Source organism: Rhizobium sp. PP-F2F-G48 (genome assembly GCF_004342335.1).
Taxonomy (GTDB): Bacteria; Pseudomonadota; Alphaproteobacteria; order Rhizobiales; family Rhizobiaceae; genus Ferranicluibacter.
In genome coordinates this window covers 782269-801591 of sequence record NZ_SLVH01000001.1, presented here as the reverse complement: position 1 = coordinate 801591, position 19323 = coordinate 782269, and the positions used below count along the sequence as shown (strand labels likewise).

19 protein-coding genes are annotated in these 19323 nt (G+C 65.1%); 8 read left to right on the top strand and 11 right to left on the bottom strand.

The genetic code is table 11. The features are described from left to right. Position 1: 1 nt before the first annotated feature. Complete coding sequence (locus C8J36_RS03650; RefSeq protein WP_132532690.1) at positions 2-424, top strand: HIT family protein; 423 nt, start codon at positions 2-4, stop codon at positions 422-424. Positions 425-456: 32 nt separating this feature from the next. On the opposite strand, the gene C8J36_RS03645 is transcribed toward C8J36_RS03650, so the two are convergent. The 4 genes from C8J36_RS03645 to C8J36_RS03630 form a co-directional block, all read right to left on the bottom strand. Further along, on the bottom strand, positions 457-1065 hold the full coding sequence (locus tag C8J36_RS03645) for an NUDIX hydrolase (protein WP_245506437.1): 609 nt from the start codon (positions 1063-1065) through the stop codon (positions 457-459). Positions 1066-1324: 259 nt separating this feature from the next. Beyond that, entirely contained in the window at positions 1325-2329 is a 1005-nt protein-coding gene (locus tag C8J36_RS03640; protein WP_132532688.1) for a hypothetical protein, read from the bottom strand. Positions 2330-2400: 71 nt separating this feature from the next. Then, complete coding sequence (locus C8J36_RS03635; RefSeq protein ID WP_062593414.1) at positions 2401-2745, bottom strand: AzlD domain-containing protein; 345 nt, start codon at positions 2743-2745, stop codon at positions 2401-2403. Between the two features lie 61 nt (positions 2746-2806). Next, positions 2807-3493 (bottom strand): AzlC family ABC transporter permease, encoded by a 687-nt coding sequence (locus tag C8J36_RS03630; protein ID WP_132533030.1) that lies wholly within the window; start codon positions 3491-3493, stop codon positions 2807-2809. Between the two features lie 628 nt (positions 3494-4121). On the opposite strand from C8J36_RS03630, the gene C8J36_RS03625 reads away from it, so the two are divergent. Beyond that, positions 4122-5333, top strand: a complete 1212-nt coding sequence (locus tag C8J36_RS03625; protein ID WP_132532686.1) for an MFS transporter — start codon at positions 4122-4124, stop codon at positions 5331-5333. Positions 5334-5514: 181 nt separating this feature from the next. Here the strand turns inward: C8J36_RS03625 and clpA are convergent, their stop codons facing one another. The 6 genes from clpA to C8J36_RS03595 form a co-directional block, all read right to left on the bottom strand. After that, complete coding sequence (clpA, locus tag C8J36_RS03620; RefSeq protein WP_132532684.1) at positions 5515-8034, bottom strand: ATP-dependent Clp protease ATP-binding subunit ClpA; 2520 nt, start codon at positions 8032-8034, stop codon at positions 5515-5517. Between the two features lie 9 nt (positions 8035-8043). Further along, positions 8044-8394: an ATP-dependent Clp protease adapter ClpS gene (gene clpS / locus C8J36_RS03615; protein WP_062592836.1), complete on the bottom strand. Its 351-nt coding sequence runs from the start codon at positions 8392-8394 to the stop codon at positions 8044-8046. Positions 8395-8749: 355 nt separating this feature from the next. Then, positions 8750-9133 carry a phasin family protein gene (locus tag C8J36_RS03610; RefSeq protein ID WP_062592834.1) on the bottom strand — a complete coding sequence of 128 codons (384 nt, stop codon included), beginning with the start codon at positions 9131-9133 and terminating at the stop codon, positions 8750-8752. A gap of 184 nt (positions 9134-9317) precedes the next feature. Further along, on the bottom strand, positions 9318-9521 hold the full coding sequence (locus C8J36_RS03605) for a DUF3126 family protein (protein WP_062473820.1): 204 nt from the start codon (positions 9519-9521) through the stop codon (positions 9318-9320). Between the two features lie 241 nt (positions 9522-9762). Further along, positions 9763-10602 (bottom strand): serine O-acetyltransferase, encoded by an 840-nt coding sequence (gene cysE, locus C8J36_RS03600; RefSeq protein WP_062592832.1) that lies wholly within the window; start codon positions 10600-10602, stop codon positions 9763-9765. Positions 10603-10850: 248 nt separating this feature from the next. Further along, positions 10851-11630: an alpha/beta fold hydrolase gene (locus tag C8J36_RS03595; RefSeq protein WP_132532682.1), complete on the bottom strand. Its 780-nt coding sequence runs from the start codon at positions 11628-11630 to the stop codon at positions 10851-10853. A gap of 279 nt (positions 11631-11909) precedes the next feature. Between C8J36_RS03595 and C8J36_RS03590 the strand changes: the two genes are divergently transcribed. Continuing rightward, on the top strand, positions 11910-12155 hold the full coding sequence (locus tag C8J36_RS03590) for a zinc-finger domain-containing protein (protein WP_062592828.1): 246 nt from the start codon (positions 11910-11912) through the stop codon (positions 12153-12155). A gap of 69 nt (positions 12156-12224) precedes the next feature. Next, a complete protein-coding gene (locus tag C8J36_RS03585) occupies positions 12225-13394 on the top strand; it encodes an FAD-dependent monooxygenase (RefSeq protein ID WP_132532680.1) in 1170 nt (389 codons plus the stop codon). Between the two features lie 13 nt (positions 13395-13407). Here the strand turns inward: C8J36_RS03585 and C8J36_RS03580 are convergent, their stop codons facing one another. After that, complete coding sequence (locus tag C8J36_RS03580) at positions 13408-14604, bottom strand: cystathionine beta-lyase (RefSeq protein ID WP_132532678.1); 1197 nt, start codon at positions 14602-14604, stop codon at positions 13408-13410. A 374-nt stretch (positions 14605-14978) separates the two neighbouring features. On the opposite strand from C8J36_RS03580, the gene C8J36_RS03575 reads away from it, so the two are divergent. The 4 genes from C8J36_RS03575 (at position 14979) to C8J36_RS03560 (ending at position 19264) form a co-directional block, all read left to right on the top strand. Further along, positions 14979-16007 (top strand): amino acid ABC transporter substrate-binding protein, encoded by a 1029-nt coding sequence (locus C8J36_RS03575; protein WP_132532676.1) that lies wholly within the window; start codon positions 14979-14981, stop codon positions 16005-16007. A 104-nt stretch (positions 16008-16111) separates the two neighbouring features. Beyond that, positions 16112-17323, top strand: a complete 1212-nt coding sequence (locus C8J36_RS03570; protein ID WP_132532674.1) for an amino acid ABC transporter permease — start codon at positions 16112-16114, stop codon at positions 17321-17323. Between the two features lies 1 nt (position 17324). Next, positions 17325-18479 (top strand): amino acid ABC transporter permease, encoded by a 1155-nt coding sequence (locus C8J36_RS03565; RefSeq protein ID WP_062592820.1) that lies wholly within the window; start codon positions 17325-17327, stop codon positions 18477-18479. Positions 18480-18493: 14 nt separating this feature from the next. Further along, positions 18494-19264, top strand: a complete 771-nt coding sequence (locus C8J36_RS03560; RefSeq protein WP_062592818.1) for an amino acid ABC transporter ATP-binding protein — start codon at positions 18494-18496, stop codon at positions 19262-19264. Positions 19265-19323 lie beyond the last annotated feature (59 nt).

Sequence of the window (19323 nt, the reverse complement as noted above, 5' to 3'; positions counted from 1 at the left end):
CATGACCCAATACGACACCGACAACATCTTCGCCAAGATCCTGCGCGGCGAGATCCCCTCCCACACGGTCTACGAGGACGATGCCGTCATCGCCTTCATGGACGTCATGCCGCAGGCGAACGGCCACGCTCTCGTCGTGCCGAAATCCCCGTCGCGCAACCTCCTCGACGCCGACCCCGCCACCCTGCCCGCGCTGATCGCCGCCGTCCAGAAGGTCGCCATCGCCTCGAAGACGGCCTTTTCCGCCGACGGCATCACCATCCTGCAGTTCAACGAAGCCCCCGCCGGCCAGTCCGTCTTCCACCTCCACGTCCACATCATCCCCCGCCACGAAGGCCAGCCCATGCGCGCCCATTCCGGCACCATGGAAGACCCGGACATCCTGAAGGCCAACGCCGAAAAACTCCGCGCCGCGCTGGGGTGAGCGGGTCGAAGGACCGTTGCCGGAAAAGATCGCTAGTCGGACATCCGGGCGAGATGGTCGTTGAGGAAACGCCGCGCCTCGACAAAACTCCAGGTCAGCGGACGGTCTGCAAGCGGGCCGTCCGCATGGAGAAACGCGTCGAGCGCACAGGCGAAAATCTGCGCCGCCTCGTCCCGATCCCGGGCGCCCGCGGACGTCGAGAGAATGTCGGCAGCCGTCGATCCGCTGACCGTGAGAACGAAGAGTTCGGGATGGCAGAAGACCGGATCATAGGCGATGCCGATGGCATAGGATGCGGCCCGACGAAGATCGCCGACGGCGAGTTCCTCGTCGATCTCGCGCGCGACGTCCTGAAAGAGGTCCACCGTACCGGGAATGTCCCCCGGTTCCGCATAACCGCCGACAAGGTAGAGCGCGCCGGGATTCTGGTCGGCTGAGAGGCTGCGCACCGTCACGATCACCTGATCGTCCGATGTCAGGACAACCGCCGTCAGCCCGAGCGGATCGGCGCGCGCGGCATGCGGATACGCCTCCGTGAACCCGGGGTGTCGGGTCGCCACATAGGCCGAGAACGACGTCGCTTCTCCCGAAACGACCAGCCAGCCCTCCGCATCGATCGTGCAATCGGAAAGACGCAGCATCGGGCCATCGAAGGCCGAAGGGTTTCGAGCGACCAGCCCCTCCCAAATCGCCTGCCTGTCGCGTTCCACCGCCGCATCAAGCCGGAACGTCTGAGAGATACGACAGCGGAGGTGATCGACGGAAATGCTGAAGGATCGCTCTTTCAATATCGCACCCTGACGCCGCGTAACAGATGAGGGAAGCGGAATGTTAGGTGTATACCCGCATCGAGGCAAGCCAGTCGGGGCCGCACCATGGACGCCGGACGGCGTTCTCCTCCTACCGAAACGCCGCCCGCATCAAGAACAGCGCGGCGGCGAGGATCAGCAGGGGCATGACGAGGATCTTCACGAGGTAGGAGACAGCGATGGCGATCGAGGCGGTGAAGAGATCGGACGAGATGGCGATGCCGTCTGTGATCACCTTGGTCTTCGACGCCACGCCCTCCGTCAGCGAGGTCACCAGACCGGAGGCCGCCGATACCGTGCCCGAGATCGCCGACTGCGACTGATCGACCGCCGATCCCAGCCGCCCGAGAAAGCTCGTATCCGGTGCGGCCTGCGGCAGGGCAGGCGCCTGGCTGTCGCGGAGCGCATCGATCTGCCCCACGGCCTCCGCGTCGTAATCCGCATTGATCCGGTCGAACACCACGGTCGCGCCCTGCCAGGCATCGTCCGTCATCCGCGCGCCGGCGTGGAAGGCGACGGCATAGGAGAGCGGCAGCACGACGGCGCCGAGCAGGCAGAGCGTCAGCACCGCCCGCGCCAGCCGCTCGACAGCGCCCGGCAACGGCCTTCGCGTCAGGCTCGTGCCCGCGCGCAACAGCGCGACGCCGGCAAGGCCGATGGCCGCGACCTTGGCGACCGGCAGGAACAGCGTCGACAGCACGCCCGAGACGATCGCCAGCCAGAACAGGAGGTCGGCCATGCGGTCAATCGTGTTCGTCACCGGCTGCAGCAGCTGCCCCGGGCTCGCCGTCACCGAGGCGACCCCGACGCCGCCCGTCACGTCCGCATCCTTGGCGACGCTCATCACCGAGTTCATCACCCGCAGCGTACCATAGAGCGCCGTGCTGCCGATGGTCACATCGCGATTGTACTGCGCCGCCCGGTCCGCCAGCGGATTGACGACGACGAGCAGAACCCCGAGCGCGGCCAGCACGAGCCAGCGAAGGCAGAGCATCGCCGGCCGCCGCCGTGACGCATCGCACTGGGGCACGCCGCCCTCGCCCGCCTCGCCCCGCGGCCTCCGCCCGTCGATCATGCCTGAAATGTCCTTGGCCATAAGAGCCTCCGTCCGTCGCGTATCAGGGTCCGTCCGGGAACCCGCCGGTCCGTCCGGATGTGCAGACGAAGCTAGAACCCCAGCAGATAGAGCCCCGCCCCCAGAAAGGCGATGGCGGAGACGATGCCGATGGCGGGCACCTGCCGGCCGAGAAAGAAGGCGAGCGCCCCGACCGCGATCGAGCCGACGCGCAACCAGAGCGGCGAGCTTTCCAGAACGCCTGTGGGGAAAACGATGAGCTTGGAGACGACGCCCGCCACGAGCGCGGTCGCCACCGCCCGCACCCAGTTCAAAACCTCGGAGTCCTCGCGCAACCGCCGTCCGGCAACGACGCCGAGCCAGCGCCAGATATCGGTCGCGAGAAAGCCGGCAATGGCGATGAAGACATAGCCCCAGGCATCCGGTTGCCAGTTCATGCCCATCCTTTCCTCAGGCCCTTCCTCTGGCCCTTCCTCTGGCCCACCCTCGGGCCCATCCTCATACCTGGGCCCCCGGCCGCCGCCGGCGCAGCACGTCGAGCCCCCAGGCCAGCGTCCCCCCGACGATGCCGGAGAGAAGCAGGTCGAAATCCGGCGCGTACAGCGTCGCGAGCGGCCCGAGCAACAGGCCGACGACCAGCGCGATGTGGATGACCGGATGCCGCCCCGAACTCCAGATGGAGGCGAGGAAATAGACCGGCGTCAGGAAGAACAGGCACCCGGCCACGATCGGCGGAAACTCCGCCACATACTGGTAAAGCGTGCCGACGACGATCATGTTGGCAATCACCAGCGTCATCCCGAGCCCGAGCACATAGGTGACACGGTGCGGGCGCGGCACATGCTGCACGCGCTCCATCGCCATCACCCAGGCCGTCACCGCGATGAGATGCGAGACGATCAGCAGCACGAAGGTCCGCGTCTTCTCCGCCCGGATCTCCGGGATCAACGCCGCCACCATCGGCATCAGACGGATCGACGACAGCGTCACCGCCACGAAGGCCGCAAACAGATTGGCCCCGGACTGGATCGAGCCGACGAGAATGAGCTTGGCCGGCAGCGCCCAGACGATCCCGGTCATGAACACCGCCTGATCCACCGGCACGCCTGATTGCTGCGCAAAGGCGGTAAAGCCGACGAAGGAAATCAACAGGATCGACGCCGGCAGGCTGAAAATGCCCTGCATGCCCTTCAGGAACCAGAACCCCGCCGTCCCCTCGCCGTCCCTGTCCGCCGAATACGCCACGCCACCCTTCCCGCACCCGCCCCACGGGGCGGCACCCAGTGCCTGAACCTCTACCCCGACCAGATGCCGCGACGACCACCCCCCGTCAAGCCATTCCTGCCGGAGATCCCCGATCGACAACACGGCCCGGCACGCCGGAAGCGCGCAGCCGACGCGGCGTCGTCACCGAAAGGAAAACCATGTGCCCTCTGCCCTGTCGTCCGGTGCGGCGCTCCCATGACAAGGGCCTGCGGAAAGTGCTTTGTCTGCAAAGGGCAAGGTCAAGAGGGCAATCCATCCTCCCCCCGTCATTCGGGGCTTGATCCGGACCCAGCCATCTCACGTCCGGGAGATGAAGAGACGTCTCTGACCGGACCGACGTCAGGTCGCTGGATCCCGGATCGCGCCCGGGATGACGGCGGGAAGGGTGGTCGCTCGCAAAATATCGACGCAAGAGCGGCATCCGACACTTGCCGCTGCGACGACCTTGACAGCCGCCTGCCCCACCCCGCACGATCTGCCGATCTGCCGATCTGCCGATCTGCCGATCTGCCAACCCACCACCGCCCTCCCGCGCCGAAGGACCCCGATGACCAGCCTGCGCGAGCGCATCCTCCTTTACGCCGGCCTGACCTCGCTGACCGCGCTCAGCATCGATGGCCTCCTGCCGGCGCTGCGGCGGATCGGGGCGGAGATGGCCGAGGCGCCGCCGCTTTCCACCCAGTCCGTGATCGCGCTGTTCATCGTCGGCATGGCCATCGGCGAACTCTTCCTCGGGCCCCTTTCGGATGCCGTCGGTCGTCGCAAGGCGCTCCTCCTCGGCCTCGGCCTCTATGCGTTCGGCACCCTCGTCGCCATGCTCTCGACCACGCTTCCCCTGCTGGTGCTCGGCCGCATCCTTCAGGGCATCGGCGTGGCCGGCCCGAAGATCGCCACGCGCGCAATGATCCGGGATCAGTTCGAAGGCGATGCCATGGCGCGCATCCTCTCCTTCATGTTCACGCTCTTCATCCTCGTGCCCATGCTGGCGCCGCTTCTGGCGCAGGGGCTGATGGCGCTGTTCGGCTGGCGCGCGATCTTCGCCGCCTACCTCGCCATCGCGCTCCTTCTGGCTTTCTGGTTCATCCGTCGCCAGCCCGAAACGCTGCACCCCGCCCGCCACATCCCGCTGCGCCCGAGGACGCTCCTTGTGAATGCCGCCAGCATCCTCGCCGCGCGCCGCGTGAGCCTCCTCATCGTCGCCACCGGCCTCGTCTTCGGCGCGCAGCTTCTCTATCTCGCGACCGCAGCCGATCTCTTCTTCGACATTTACGGCATCGCCGAGACCTTTCCGCTCTACTTCGCGCTGCTCGCGCTCGGCGTCGGCCTCGCCTCCTTCGTCAATGCGCGATGCGTGCCCCGTTTCGGCATGGAGACCATGGCCCGCGCCGGCTATGCCGGCCTGACCGCCGCCGGACTGGCGCTGCTCGCGGCGTGCGCCGTCTCATCGGGCAAGCCGCCGCTCACCCTCTTCCTCGCCTGCGCCTTCCCCGCCTTCTTCGCCATCGGCATCCTGTTCGGCAATCTCAACGCCATGGCCATGCGCTCGCTCGCCAATATGGCCGGCCTCGGCGCCGCCCTCATCGCCTCCGGCTCCAGCCTCGTCTCCGCCCTCTTCGCCACGCTCTTCGGCCACTTCTACGCAGGAACGCTTTTCTCCCTCGCCACCGCCCTCACCCTCGCCGGCCTCTTGGCCTTCCTGCTGACGGAATGGTCCAGGACGGGCGATACGGGCCCGATCAAACCGGTCGGCCGTACGTGAGGTGAGCAACGCCGACTGACCACCGGAGCCCCCGTGTCCCGTCGGCCTTATCCCCACCCCATCTCCATCTCCCGTCTCCAGCTGTTCCGGCCGCCCCCACCGACACTCCGATACGAAGACACCCGAACACAAAAATGCCGGGCACGAGGCCCGGCATTCCAACACGCAAAGCGCGTCGTCTTTACGTCCGCGGCACCTTCGGCACCGTCCGGCCCTTGCGGGGCGCGTCGGTTGCCGGGTTGGTCGCAGCCGTCGTGTCGGCGTCCTCGGCCTTCGCCTTCTTCGGCTTCGGTCCTGTGTCGGCGCCCACGGTTTCCATCTCGGCTTTCGCCGCCTTGGCCGGTCTGGCCGGCTTGCGGGGCTTCTGCTCCACCTCGGCCTTCGGCTTGATGCGGGCCGTTTCCGAGATGGTCTCGAGCACGAGACCCGTCTTGCCGTCGGCCTTCGGACCGACCGTCACCTTGACGACGCCGCCCTTCTTGAGCTTGCCGAACAGGATCTCCTCGGCGAGCGGCTTCTTGATGTGCTCCTGGATCACGCGGGACAGCGGGCGGGCGCCCATCTTCTCGTCGTAGCCCTTATCGGCGAGCCAGGCGATCGCGTCCTCGTGCAGGTCGAACGTGACATTGCGCTCCGACAGCTGGGTTTCCAGCTGCATCACGAACTTCTGCACGACCTGGTGGATGACCGGCGTCGGCAGCGAGCCGAACGGGATCACCGCATCCAGACGGTTACGGAACTCGGGCGTGAACAGGCGGTTCAGCGCCTCCACATCCTCGCCCTCGCGCTTGGACGAGCCGAAGCCGAAGGCGGCCTTGGCCATGTCGGACGCGCCCGCATTGGTCGTCATGATCAGGATGACGTTGCGGAAGTCGATCTTCTTGCCGTTATGGTCCGTCAGCTGACCGTGATCCATGACCTGCAGCAGGATGTTGAACAGGTCCGGATGCGCCTTCTCGATTTCGTCGAGCAGCAGAACCGAATGCGGATGCTGGTCGATGCCATCGGTCAACAGACCGCCCTGGTCGAAGCCGACATAGCCGGGAGGTGCGCCGAGCAGCCGCGAGACCGTGTGGCGTTCCATATATTCCGACATGTCGAAGCGCAGCAGTTCCACGCCGAGCGAGGCCGCCAGCTGTTTCGCCACTTCGGTCTTGCCGACGCCGGTCGGGCCGGAGAAGACATAGGAGCCGATCGGCTTGTTGGGCTCGCGCAGACCCGCCCGCGCCAGCTTGATGGCCGACGACAGCGCCTCGATGGCGAGATCCTGACCGTAGACGACCGAGCGTAGTTCCTTTTCGAGGTTGGCGAGAACGGTCTCGTCGTCCTTCGATACGGTTTTCGGCGGAATGCGGGCCATCGTCGCGATGGTCGCCTCGATTTCCTTCTCGGTGATCAGCTTGCGGCGCTTGTTCAGCGGCAGCAGCATCTGGGCCGCACCGGTCTCGTCGATCACGTCGATCGCCTTGTCGGGCAGCTTGCGGTCGTTGATGTAGCGGGCCGAAAGCTCGACGGCCGACTTGATCGCCTCGTTCGAGTATTTCAGCTTGTGATAGTCCTCGAAATAAGGCTTCAGGCCCTTCATGATCTCGATCGTGTCGTCGATCGTCGGCTCCACCACATCGATCTTCTGGAAGCGGCGCACCAGCGCCCGGTCCTTCTCGAAGAACTGGCGATATTCCTTGTAGGTGGTCGAGCCGATGCAGCGGATCGCGCCCGAGGACAGAGCCGGCTTCAAAAGGTTCGACGCATCCATCGCGCCGCCCGACGTCGCCCCGGCACCGATGACGGTGTGGATCTCGTCGATGAACAGCACGGCGCCGGGATACTCCTCGAGCTCCTTGACGACCTGCTTCAGGCGCTCCTCGAAGTCGCCGCGATAGCGGGTGCCGGCCAAGAGCGTACCCATGTCGAGCGAGAAGATCGTCGCGTCCTGCAACGCTTCCGGCACCTTCTTCTCGACGATGCGCTTGGCGAGGCCCTCGGCGATCGCCGTCTTGCCGACGCCCGGATCGCCCACATAGAGCGGGTTGTTCTTGGAGCGACGGCACAGAACCTGGATCGTGCGGTTGACCTCGGTGTGACGGCCGATCAGCGGGTCGATCTTGCCGACCTTGGCCTTCTCGTTGAGGTTGACGCAATAGGCGGTCAGCGCGTCCTGCGCCTTCTTCGGTCCGCCGCCCTCGTCCTGGTCGCGCGCCGCCTTCGGCGCCTCGTCGGTCTCGTCGGTGCCGCGCGGCGTGCGCGTTTCCGAGGAGCCCGGCCGCTTGCCGATGCCGTGGCTGATGAAGTTGACCGCGTCGTAGCGCGTCATCTCCTGCTCCTGCAGGAAATAGGCCGCATGGCTTTCGCGCTCGGCGAAGATGGCGACGAGCACGTTGGCGCCCGTCACTTCCTCGCGGCCGGACGACTGCACATGGATGACGGCGCGCTGGATGACGCGCTGGAAGCCGGCGGTCGGCTTCGAGTCCTCGTCATAGCCCGTGATCAGGTTGCCGAGTTCGTTGTCGACATAGTCGGACACCGTCTTGCGCAGGGCATCGAGATTGACGTTGCAGGCGCCCATGACGGCGGCCGCATCGCCGTCGTCGATCAACGCCAGCAGCAGGTGTTCGAGGGTCGCATATTCGTGGTGGCGCTCGTTGGCCAGCGTGAGAGCCTGGTGCAGCGCCTTTTCAAGGCTTGTCGAAAATGTTGGCACGTCGGATCCTCATTTCTTTTCCATGACGCATTGCAGCGGGTGCTGATGCTGGCGGGCGAAATCCATCACCTGCGTCACTTTGGTTTCGGCTACTTCATAGGTGAAGACGCCGCATTCCCCGACGCCGTGTTTGTGGACACTCAGCATGATCAGTGTCGCCGCCTCGTGATCCTTCTGGAAGAAACGCTCCAGCACGTGGATGACGAACTCCATCGGCGTATAGTCGTCATTGAGAAGCAGCACGCGGTACAGGCTCGGCTTCTTGGTCTGTGTCTTCGTCCGGGTGATGACCGAGGTGCCGCGATTGGAATCGCCGTTCCCCTCGTCACCCCTGGCCATCCGGATCGGCAGAGCGATCATTCGTCTTCATTCCCTCGTCGGATCGCAAAGCTTGGGAGCCCATTGCGACCATTCCATGACACAACAGATAGTGTGTCGTTCGGCGATTTTAAGCCCGTTCCGTTGGACTGCAACGATATTCGAACCGCGCGCTCAAGTTTGATGGTTTTTGCCGCAACGACGCGGGCGGCGGCGAGCTCGACACCCGGCGCGGCACCCGGCTCGGTACGCGTCCCTCGCCTCTGCGCGGCGCGGATGGCGGCAGAGCGGGCGTCGCGGCACAGGGCGGGGTGAACCGGACACGAAAAAGCCGGCCGCGGCACCCCGCAGCCGGCTTCGACTGGATCGATGGGCTTGCGCCCTCTGGTTTGGCCGATCAGGCGGCGACGGACTTTGCAGCCGAGGCGGCCGACTTGGTGGCCGTCTGCACGGCATTGGCAGCCTGTGCCAGCGGCGCTTCGTAGGACTTGTAGCTGTCCTTGGCGAGGTCGGTGACCATGCTGCCGATCTTGGTGGCTTCCGAGACGTAGCCCTCATAGGAGGACTTCAGGAACGAGGTCTGCAGCTCGACGGCCGCTTCGATGCTGCGAACGCCGGTCAGCTTCTGCATATGCGCGATGCTGTCCTCGAAGTTCTTCTTCGAGTACTCGGTGGCTTCCAGGGCGATCGCCTGAAAACCCTTGGTCATCGCGGCATAGTTCTTCGTCATCGTTTCCAGGACGTCCTTGCCGGCAAACGCGTTATCGGAAAAGTTGAACATGGGCATTCCTCCAAATGGGTTTCGATGAAGCCATATTAGTTGCACTGCACAATAAAGTCAAGAATCGATAGTGCAGTGCAACATTTCGTGATCGCTAAAGCACAGCGCCTGACACGAAAAAGCCCGGCGGGCAAAATCCAGCCGGGCAAAAGAGAAAACAATTCAGCCGGTTGCGGCGAATTCTTCAGAGATCGATGTCGAGGATCGCCATGGAGAAACTGAAGGACAGCTCCCCGTCTTCCTCGTCGCGAAACACCACGCCGAGAAATTCGTCGCCGAGATAGACCTCGGCCGACTCGTCCTTCTTCGGACGCGCCTTGACGACGATCTGCGGATTGAAAATGCGCTTGAAGTAGGCTTCGAGTTTCTTGATGTCTTCAGGCTTCAAGTCGTGTCTCCTAGAGCGTGTCGCGCAACAGTGCGCAGCGGTTTTGCGATGACGACATCCGCAAAACGGGGACCTCAAGCACAAGGCGCGAATCTGTGGGATCGCGTTGCGCTTCAGGAATGGGATGCGGCGCTTCTCTCATGAAGCCGCAAGGGGTGTAAACCCTGCATCGACGGAGATGGGCAGCCTCACGCCACAAGCCATGCGAGCCCCGCCGGTTCCCGATAAAAAGCGGCCGTCGTCAGATCTCGAAGCTTTTCAGCACCTGGTCCATCGAGCGCGACGGCTCCGAACAGCCGGCCTCGCCGACCACCCGCGCGGGAACGCCGGCCACCGTCACCTTGGGCGGAACCGGTTTCAGCACGACCGAGCCGGCCGCGACGCGCGAGCATTGGCCGACATGGATATTGCCGAGAATCTTTGCGCCCGCGCCGATCAACACGCCGTTGCCGATCTTCGGATGCCGGTCGCTGCCTTCCTTGCCGGTGCCGCCCAGTGTCACCCCATGCAGGATCGAGACATTGTCGCCGATAACAGCGGTCTCGCCGACGACCAGCCCCGTCGCATGATCGAGAAAGATGCCCTTGCCGATCCGCGCGCCGGGATTGATGTCGGTCTGGAACACCGAAGACGACCGGCTCTGCAGGTAGAGCGCGAGATCGCGCCGTCCGCGCAGCAGCAGCCAGTGCGCCAGCCGGTGCGTCTGGATCGCGTGGAAACCCTTGAAATAGAGGATCACCTCCATGAAGCGGGTGCAGGCCGGGTCGCGGTCGTAGACGGCCTGGATGTCGACGCGCAGGATGCTCGCCCAGTCCGGCCAGTCCGCCGCCATGTCGAGGAAGGCCTGCCGCACGAGGCTCGCGTCGAGATCCGCATGGTCGAGACGCTCGCCGATCCGGTGGATCACGCTTTCCTCCAGCGAGCGCTGGTTGATGATCGTGGAATAGAGGAACGCCGCCAGCATCGGCTCATGCTCGGCGGCATGGCGCGCCTCGTCCTGCAGGCTGTCCCAGATCGGGTCCATCGTCTTGACGGTCTCGGTCGCGCGCATCTCGATGATCATGTCCGTCCTGGCGACCATGTCGCACTCCTTCACGGCCGCTCTTGCCGACCGTCTGTATTCCCAGGGCCTGCCTATAGTCCTGCTGGGCTCGGCCCGCAGGGCTTATCAAGCATAGTCTTGTGACAATAGGGCAGTTTGGCTCAAGTTTAAATGGGGGTCGCCCGGAAATGGGCAGACCCGATCCGGAAGGGCTGCGCGCCGGACGCCCCGCCGCCTCGGCGTCCGGGCCGTTTGCTCCCAGGTCTCGCGCTCAAGGGGTCTCGCGCTCAAGGGTTGTCGGCCAGAAATTCCAGCACCGCCTTCTTGAACACCCGGTCGCCGACAGCCAGCATATGGTCGCGGTTGGGAATGTCGATCGCGACCGCCCGCGGCATGAGGTCCGCCAGCGCCTGTCCGGAGCCGGCGATGTCGTCCTTCGTACCCACGCCGATCAGCGTGGGAACGGCGATCCGGCCCATCTCCGCAGGGGACAGAAGCGCGCGCGAGGTCGCGATGCAGGCGGCCAGCGCCTGCCGGTCGCTCTTCGTCTGGTCGGCGAACAGGCGGAACATCCGCCCGCGCTCGTGGGTGACATCGTCGACCGAGGGCGCCAGCAGCGCATCGGCAATCGGGTCCCAGTCGCCGACGCCGGTCACCATGCCGATCCCCAGCCCCCCGAGCACCAGCGTGCGCACCCGGTCCGGCGCCGCGAGAGCCAGAAAAGCCGACACCCGCGCGCCCATCGAATAGCCCATGACATGCGCCGAATCGAGCCCGAGATGCGTCAGCAGCGCGCTGGCGTCGCCGGCCATGGCTGGCGGGTGATAGAGCGCCGGATCGGTCGGCTTGCTGCTCGCGCCATGGCCGCGATTGTCGAGCGCGATCACCCGGTAGCCGGCGTCGCCCAGCGTCTTCAGCCAGCCGGGAAAGACCCAGTTGACATTGGCCGACGAGGCAAAGCCATGGATCAGCAGAACCGGGACGCCGTCAGGATTCCCGGCATCGAAAAAGGCGATGTCGAGGCCCTGATGGCGAAAGGTCGAGAAAGGTGGCGGCGACAGATCCATCGAAGCGGCTCCTGGAGCAGGCGGTAAACGAGACCCCCAAGTGCAGCGCGCAAATCCGGGAGATCGCGACGCGCTTGAAAGGCGGGTCCGTCTCCTTTACGGCCCGCCGCGACGCGGAAAAACCCCGCTCGTGCAAAAAACGCGTCCTCCCCTCTGCAATCGTCTACCTTTTTGCCGCGAACCTCCCTAATATCCGCGCCGACACCGCCCGCGTCGGCCCATACGGCAGCGCGCGCCAGACAGACAGTCTGACAGACAGACGAGACAGTGGAGAACGACATGGCCGGGCACGGTATTCCTCATTTCCAGAACGACGGCGGTCACGCGGTGATCGAAGTCGGCGTCAAGGAATTCATGTGCACCGGCGCCTCCGTGCCCTACGATCATCCGCATATCTATCTCGACATGGGCGACGACAACGAAAAGGTCTGCTCCTACTGCTCGACCCTCTTCCGCTACAATGGCACGCTGAAGATGGACGAGACCCGGCCGACCGGCTGCCTGTTCCAGACGAAGGCGGCCTGATCCGGTCCCGGCGGGATGCCCCCTTCCGCACCCGCTTCCGATGCCCGGCCCGATGATAGAGATGCCTTGATGACGGTCGCGATCGTGGGTGCCGGCATGGCCGGCCTCACCGCCGCGCTGGCGCTGGCGGCAAAGGGCATCGCCGTCGACATTCTGGAGCGCACGCCCCGCCTCGATGCGGCCGGCGCCGGTCTCCAGCTTTCCCCCAACGCCACCCGCATCCTCGCCGCCCTCGGCCTCACCGAGGCACTTGCGCCGCATTGGCTCGAACCGGACGAGATCCGCCTGGCCGACGGGCGCAGCCTGCGCAGGGTGGCGACCGTTCCCGCCGGCCGCTTCGCGCGACACCGCTGGGGCGCGCCCTATGCCGTCGTCTCACGCGCCGATCTGCAGCGCGCGTTGGCCGACGCCGTTCGTGCCCACCCGCTCTGCCGCCTGCATCTCGGCACGCCCGTCGCCGACGCCACGCCCGAAGCCATCGCCCGGCACACCGGGAGACATCCGGACCTCATCGTCGGTGCCGACGGCGTCCGCTCGAACGTCCGCGCCACGATGGGCCTCCCCGCGGCGCGCTTCTCCGGCAACGTCGCCTGGCGTTTGACCGTGCCGCCCGGAAGACCCGTGCCACACCCGTTCGACCCCACCGTCGTCACCGCCTTTCTCGGCCGCAACGCCCATCTGGTCGCCTATCCCATGGGTGCAGGCGGCGGCCTCAACCTTGTCGCCATCGGCAGCGGCCGCGCCGAACAGGCCGACGGCGACATCGCCGCCCGCGACGCGGTGTCCGCTCTCCTGAGCGGCTGGAACCCCGCTCTGCGCGACGCGTTGAAACGGGCCGACCCGCTCGGCCGCTGGCCGCTCTACGAGGTCGCCGACGGGGACTGGCACGACGGCACCCGCATCCTCATCGGCGACGCCGCCCATGCCATGATGCCGTTCTCGGCCCAGGGCACCGCCATGGCCATCGAGGACGCCGCAGCGCTCGCGCACACACTCGCCCACGCCCTGGCCCACACTCTTTCCGGCACGAGACGTCTTCAGACAGCGCTCGAAACCTTCGTCGCCTTGCGAAAACCCCGCATCGAGCGCGTACGCGCCCGCGGCGCCTTCAACCGCTTCGCCTACCACGCCGCCGGCCCGCTCCGTCTCGGCCGCAATCTCGTTCTCTCGCTGCGCCCGCCGGAGCGTCTGGCCGAGGATTTCGACTGGCTCTACGCCCATCGCCTCCCCGGCGCCTAGCGTCTGACCGTGCTCAGCGCGTCACGGCCGCAGCCGCCGCGAACCCGGCTTCGAGGTCGCGCCGGAGATCCGGCACATCCTCGAGCCCGATCTGCAGCCGGATGACCGGCCCCTCGGCGGGCTGCTTGCAGATCCTCCGGTCCGACAATCCGACGACGAGCGCAAGGCTCTCGTAGCCGCCCCAGGAATAGCCGAGCCCGAAGAAGGACAGCGCATCGAGAAAGGCATGCGCCCGCGCCTTCGCCTGCGCCGGATCGGGCACCTTCAGAACGATGGAGAAGATGCCGCTCGCCCCGGTAAAATCGCGCTTCCAGAGATCGTGCCCCGGAAAGCTCGGCAGCGCCGGATGCAGCACCCGCGCCACGTCCTCGTGTTCATCCAGCCAGCGGGCGAGATTGAGCGCGCTCTCCTGGTGCCGCTCCAGCCGCACGCCCATCGTCCGCAGGCCGCGCAGGATCTGGTAGCTGTCGTCCGGCGAGCCGCAGATGCCGAGCGTGATCGTCGCCTCGTGCAGCTGCTCCCAGTGCTTGCCATTGGCCGACACCGTGCCCATCAGAATGTCGGAATGCCCGCTCGGATATTTCGTCGCCGCATGGATCGAGATGTCGACGCCGTGGTCGAGCGGCTTGAAATAGAGCGGCGTCGCCCAGGTATTGTCCATGGTGACGACGCAGTCCTGCCGGTGCGCGGCCCGGGCGATCGCGCCGATATCCTGCATCTCGAACGTGTTCGACCCCGGCGCCTCCGTATGCACCAGCCGCGTGTTCGGTCGCATCAGGGCCGCGATCCCGGCGCCGATGGCGGGATCGTAATATTCGACCTCCACGCCCATCCGCTTCAGCATCGTGTCGCAGAAATGCCGCGTCGGGAAATAGACGCTGTCGACGATCAGCGCATGGTCGCCCGAGGAGAGAAAGGCGAGGAAGGGAACGGTGACGGCGGCAAGCCCGCTCGGCACGAGGATCGTCCCCGCCGATCCCTCCAGCGCGTCGATGGCCGCGCAGAGCGCATCCGTCGTCGGCGTGCCGCGCGTGCCATAGGTGTATTTCTGCGCCCGCGTCTCCATCGTCCGCGCATCGGGGAAGAGGACGGTGGACGCCCGAACGACCGGCGGATTGACGAAACCGTGATAGTCCGACGGCGCGTTGCCCGTATGCGCCAGCCGCGTGTTGACGCCGGCACCTGCCAGAAAATCCTTGTCGTCGCTCATCTCACATCCTTGTCTGTCGCCGTCTTATTGACCCGTCCCGGGCCGACCGTCCGCCACGCGCGTCGCGCTTCTTGTCGGTCGGCTTCGCGCCAAAGGTCAAGCCCGGATCGTCAGTCAGAAAGGGCTTACGGGCGCTTCTGCCTCATTTTTCGCCAACACTTTGCACTCGTCATCCGTATCGGCAGATAAAATAAGCAGGCCCGCCGATAATGTTGAAATGGCCTAGAATTTCGGCAACGTCACTTGACCCGTCCGACTTTTACGAATGAGATAGCCCCACTCGCGCCAGGAGGGTGGCGGGGGCGCTTCTTCCGGTTCGTCTCAAAAGGACGCCGGGATGAGGGCGACAGAAAAACAGAAAAAGGGTCTCAAGAATGGCAACAAGAATTCTCCCGATCGTGATCGGCGCTGCGGTCCTGGGCTTCGGCGCCCACGCAGCCTCCGCCGGAACGCTCGATGACGTGAAGGCCAAGGGCTTCGTGCAGTGCGGCGTGAACGGATCCAACCTCGCGGGCTTCGGTGCCCAGGATTCCTCCGGCAACTGGACCGGCCTCGACGCCGACCTGTGCAAGGGCGTTGCCGCCGCCGTCTTCGGCGATGCGACCAAGGTCAAGTTCACCCCCCTCTCCGCCAAGGACCGTTTCCCGGCCCTGCAGTCGGGCGAAATCGACATGCTCGCCCGCAACACGACCTGGAGCGCCAGCCGCGACAGCCAGCTCGGCTTCGATTTCCGCGCCATCAACTACTATGACGGCCAGGGCTTCATGGTGAAGAAGGAACTCGGCGTGAAGTCGGCTCTGGAGCTGAACGGCGCGTCCGTCTGCGTCCAGTCGGGCACCACGACCGAGCTCAACCTCGCCGACTACTTCCGCGCCAACAAGATGGAATTCAAGCCCGTCGTGTTCGAAGCGCAGGACGAAGCCGACGCCGCCTACAATGCCGGCCGTTGCGACGTCTACACCACCGACCAGTCGGGCCTCTATTCGATCCGCCTGAAGATGGCCAATCCGGACGATCACGTCGTTCTCCCGGAAATCATCTCCAAGGAGCCGCTCGGCCCGGCCGTTCGCCAGAACGATTCGAAGTGGTTCGACGTGGTGTCCTTCACGCACTACGCCATGATCACGGCGGAAGAGTTCGGCATCACCCAGGCCAATGTCGAGGAGATGAAAAAGACCGAAAACCCCGACATCAAGCGTTTCCTCGGTGAAGAAGCCAACAACACCATCGGCGCCGATCTCGGCCTGCCCAACGACTGGGCCGTCCAGGTCATCAAGGCCGTCGGCAATTACGGCGAAGTCTTCGAACGCAATGTCGGCAAGGGCTCCCCGCTCAAGATCGAGCGCGGCCTGAACGCCCTGTGGAACAAGGGCGGCCTGCAATACGCACCGCCGATCCGCTAAACCACACGCACAGAAGAGGCGGGCCGCGTCCACCGCGGCCGGCCCGCCTCTTCCTCAACGTCTTGAACACCCGGAAAAAAGGGTGACCGACAGGGGACAAGTGAATGGCTGCAAACGACGTCCGCACCGAGGGCGGCGAACACCGACCGTCGGTGTCGCTGATTTATAATCCGGCTTTCCGAAGCATTCTCTTCCAGATCGCGACCGTGCTCATCGTCGGCAGCGCGGTCTATTATGCCGCCCACAACGTCGCGGCCAACCTCGCGCGCAACGGCATGTCCACGGGCTTCGGCTTCCTCAACAGCCGCGCCGGCTTCGACATCGGCCAGACGCTGATCGCCTATTCGCCGGACTCGATCTATTTCCGCGCCCTGCAGGTCGGCCTCCTCAACACCCTGCTCGTCGCCTTCTGGGGCATCATCACGGCCACGATCGTCGGTCTTCTCGTCGGCATCGGCCGCCTGTCGAAGAACTGGCTGATCGCCAAACTCTGCACCGTCTATGTCGAGGTGTTCCGCAACATCCCGCCGCTGCTGGTCATCTTCTTCTGGTATCTCGGCGTGCTCGCGCTGCTGCCGAACGTCCGCACCATCTTCCAGCATGTGAAGGACAATCCGGACGCCTTCTTCTTCGTCAGCAACCGCGGCATCTATTTCCCGGCGCCCGTTCCCGGCGAAACCTTCGTATACGTCGCCGCCGCCTTCGCGCTCGGCGTCGTCGCGGCCATCGCCTTCACGCGCTGGGCCGGCGCCCACCAGCTGAAGACCGGCAACCGCCCGCCCGTGCTCCTCGTCAATCTGGGGCTGATCGTCGCGCTGCCGCTCGTCGTGTTCTTCGCGCTCGGCATGCCGATGACGCTCGATTATCCCATTCCCGGCTCCTTCAACATGCGCGGCGGCATGGTCGTCGGTCCCGAGTTCCTGTCGCTCTACCTGTCGCTCTCGTTCTACACGGCCGCCTTCATCGCCGAGATCGTCCGCGCCGGCATCCGCGGCGTCGCCTCCGGCCAGACCGAGGCGTCCTACGCCCTCGGCCTGCGCTCGAACCTTGCGACCCGCCTTGTCGTCCTGCCCCAGGCCATGCGGATCATCATCCCGCCGCTCACCTCGCAGTACCTCAACCTGATCAAGAACTCCTCGCTCGCCGTCGCCGTCGGCTTCTACGATCTCGTGGCCGTCGGCAACACGATCCTCAACCAGACGGGGCGCTCGATCGAGATCATCTCGATCTGGATGCTGATCTACGTCTCGATCAGTCTGATCACGTCGCTGTTCATGAACTGGTTCAACGCCCGCATGGCATTGGTGGAGCGCTGATATGGCCGCTGATATCGCCTACGTCCGCCGCGACGTCCTCCCGCAGGAAAAGCCGCCCACCTCCGACGCCTCGGCTGTCGGCTGGCTGCGCAAGAACCTGTTCGCCACCCCGACCGACAGCGTCCTGTCGCTCGTCGCCCTTCTCGCCGTCGTCTGGTACCTGCCCGGCGCGCTGAACTGGCTGTTCGTCCAGGCCGTCTGGACGGGCGCCGACCGCTCGGTCTGCACCACGACCGTCCAGGGCGGCATCCAGCCGGATGGCTGGAGCGGTGCCTGCTGGGCCTATGTCAACGACCGCTTCGTGCAGTTCATGTTCGGCTCCTATCCGCGCGCAGAACTGTGGCGGCCGCTCGCGGTGCTCGCCCTCGCCGTCGCGCTGCTCATCCCCTTCCTGATGCCGAAGGCGCCGCGCAAGGGGCTGAACGCCATCCTGCTCCTCATCGTCATGCCGATCATCGCCTATGTGCTGTTGCTCGGCGGCTGGTTCGGCCTGTCCTATGTCGAGACCTCACTCTGGGGCGGGCTCATGGTCACGCTCATCCTGTCCTTCGTCGGCATCGCCGTCTCGCTGCCGCTCGGCATCGTGCTGGCGCTCGGACGGCGCTCGGAAATGCCGATCATCAAGACCGCCTGCGTCTTCTTCATCGAGCTCATCCGCGGCGTTCCGCTGATCACCGTGCTGTTCATGGCCAGCGTCCTTCTGCCGCTGTTCCTGCCGCCCGGCACCAATTTCGACAAGTTCCTGCGAGCGTTGGTCGGGGTCTCCATCTTCGCCGCCGCCTATATGGCCGAGGTGATCCGCGGCGGCCTCCAGGCCATTCCGAAGGGGCAATACGAGGCGGCCGACGCGCTCGGCCTCAACTATTTCACCAAGACGGCCTTCATCATCCTGCCGCAGGCGATCAAGCTGGTCATTCCCGGCATCGTCAACACCTTCATCGGCCTGTTCAAGGATACCTCGCTCGTCACCATCATCTCGATGTACGACCTGCTCGGCATCGTGAAGGCCAGTTTCGGCGACAGCGCCTGGAGCACGCCGGTCACGCCGATGACGGGCCTCGTCTTTGCAGGGTTCGTCTTCTGGATCTTCTGCTTCGGCATGTCACGCTATTCCGCCTTCGTCGAGCGTCGCCTCGACACCGGCCACAAACGATAATCAGGGGATTGACCATGGCTGCAGCCGCCCAGAATTTGACTGTTTCGTCCACCGACGTCGCCATCGAGATCGTCGGCATGAACAAGTGGTACGGGGATTTCCACGTGCTGCGCGACATCAACCTGAAGGTCATGCGCGGCGAGCGCATCGTCATCGCCGGCCCCTCGGGCTCCGGCAAGTCGACGATGATCCGCTGCATCAACCGTCTGGAGGAACACCAGAAGGGCACGATCGTCGTCGACGGCATCGAGCTTACCAACGATCTGAAGAAGATCGACGAGGTGCGCCGCGAGGTCGGCATGGTGTTCCAGCACTTCAACCTCTTCCCGCATCTGACGATTCTCGAAAACTGCACGCTGGCCCCCATCTGGGTCCGCAAGATGCCAAAGAAGCAGGCCGAAGAGATCGCGATGCACTATCTGCAGCGCGTCAAGATCCCCGAGCAGGCCAACAAATATCCGGGCCAGCTCTCGGGCGGCCAGCAGCAGCGCGTCGCCATCGCCCGGGCGCTCTGCATGAAGCCAAAAATCCTGCTCTTCGACGAGCCGACCTCGGCGCTCGATCCGGAAATGGTCAAGGAAGTGCTCGACACCATGGTGAGCCTTGCCGAGGAAGGCATGACCATGCTCTGCGTCACCCACGAAATGGGCTTCGCCCGCCAGGTCGCCAACCGCGTCATCTTCATGGACCAGGGCCAGATCGTCGAACAGAACGCGCCCGCCGAATTCTTCGACAATCCGCAGCACGAGCGCACCAAGCTGTTCCTCAGCCAGATCCTGCACTAGATCCCCTTCGGCCGCAGGCCGGATCGCAAGGACCAAACCAGACCCTCCGGTGAACCCGC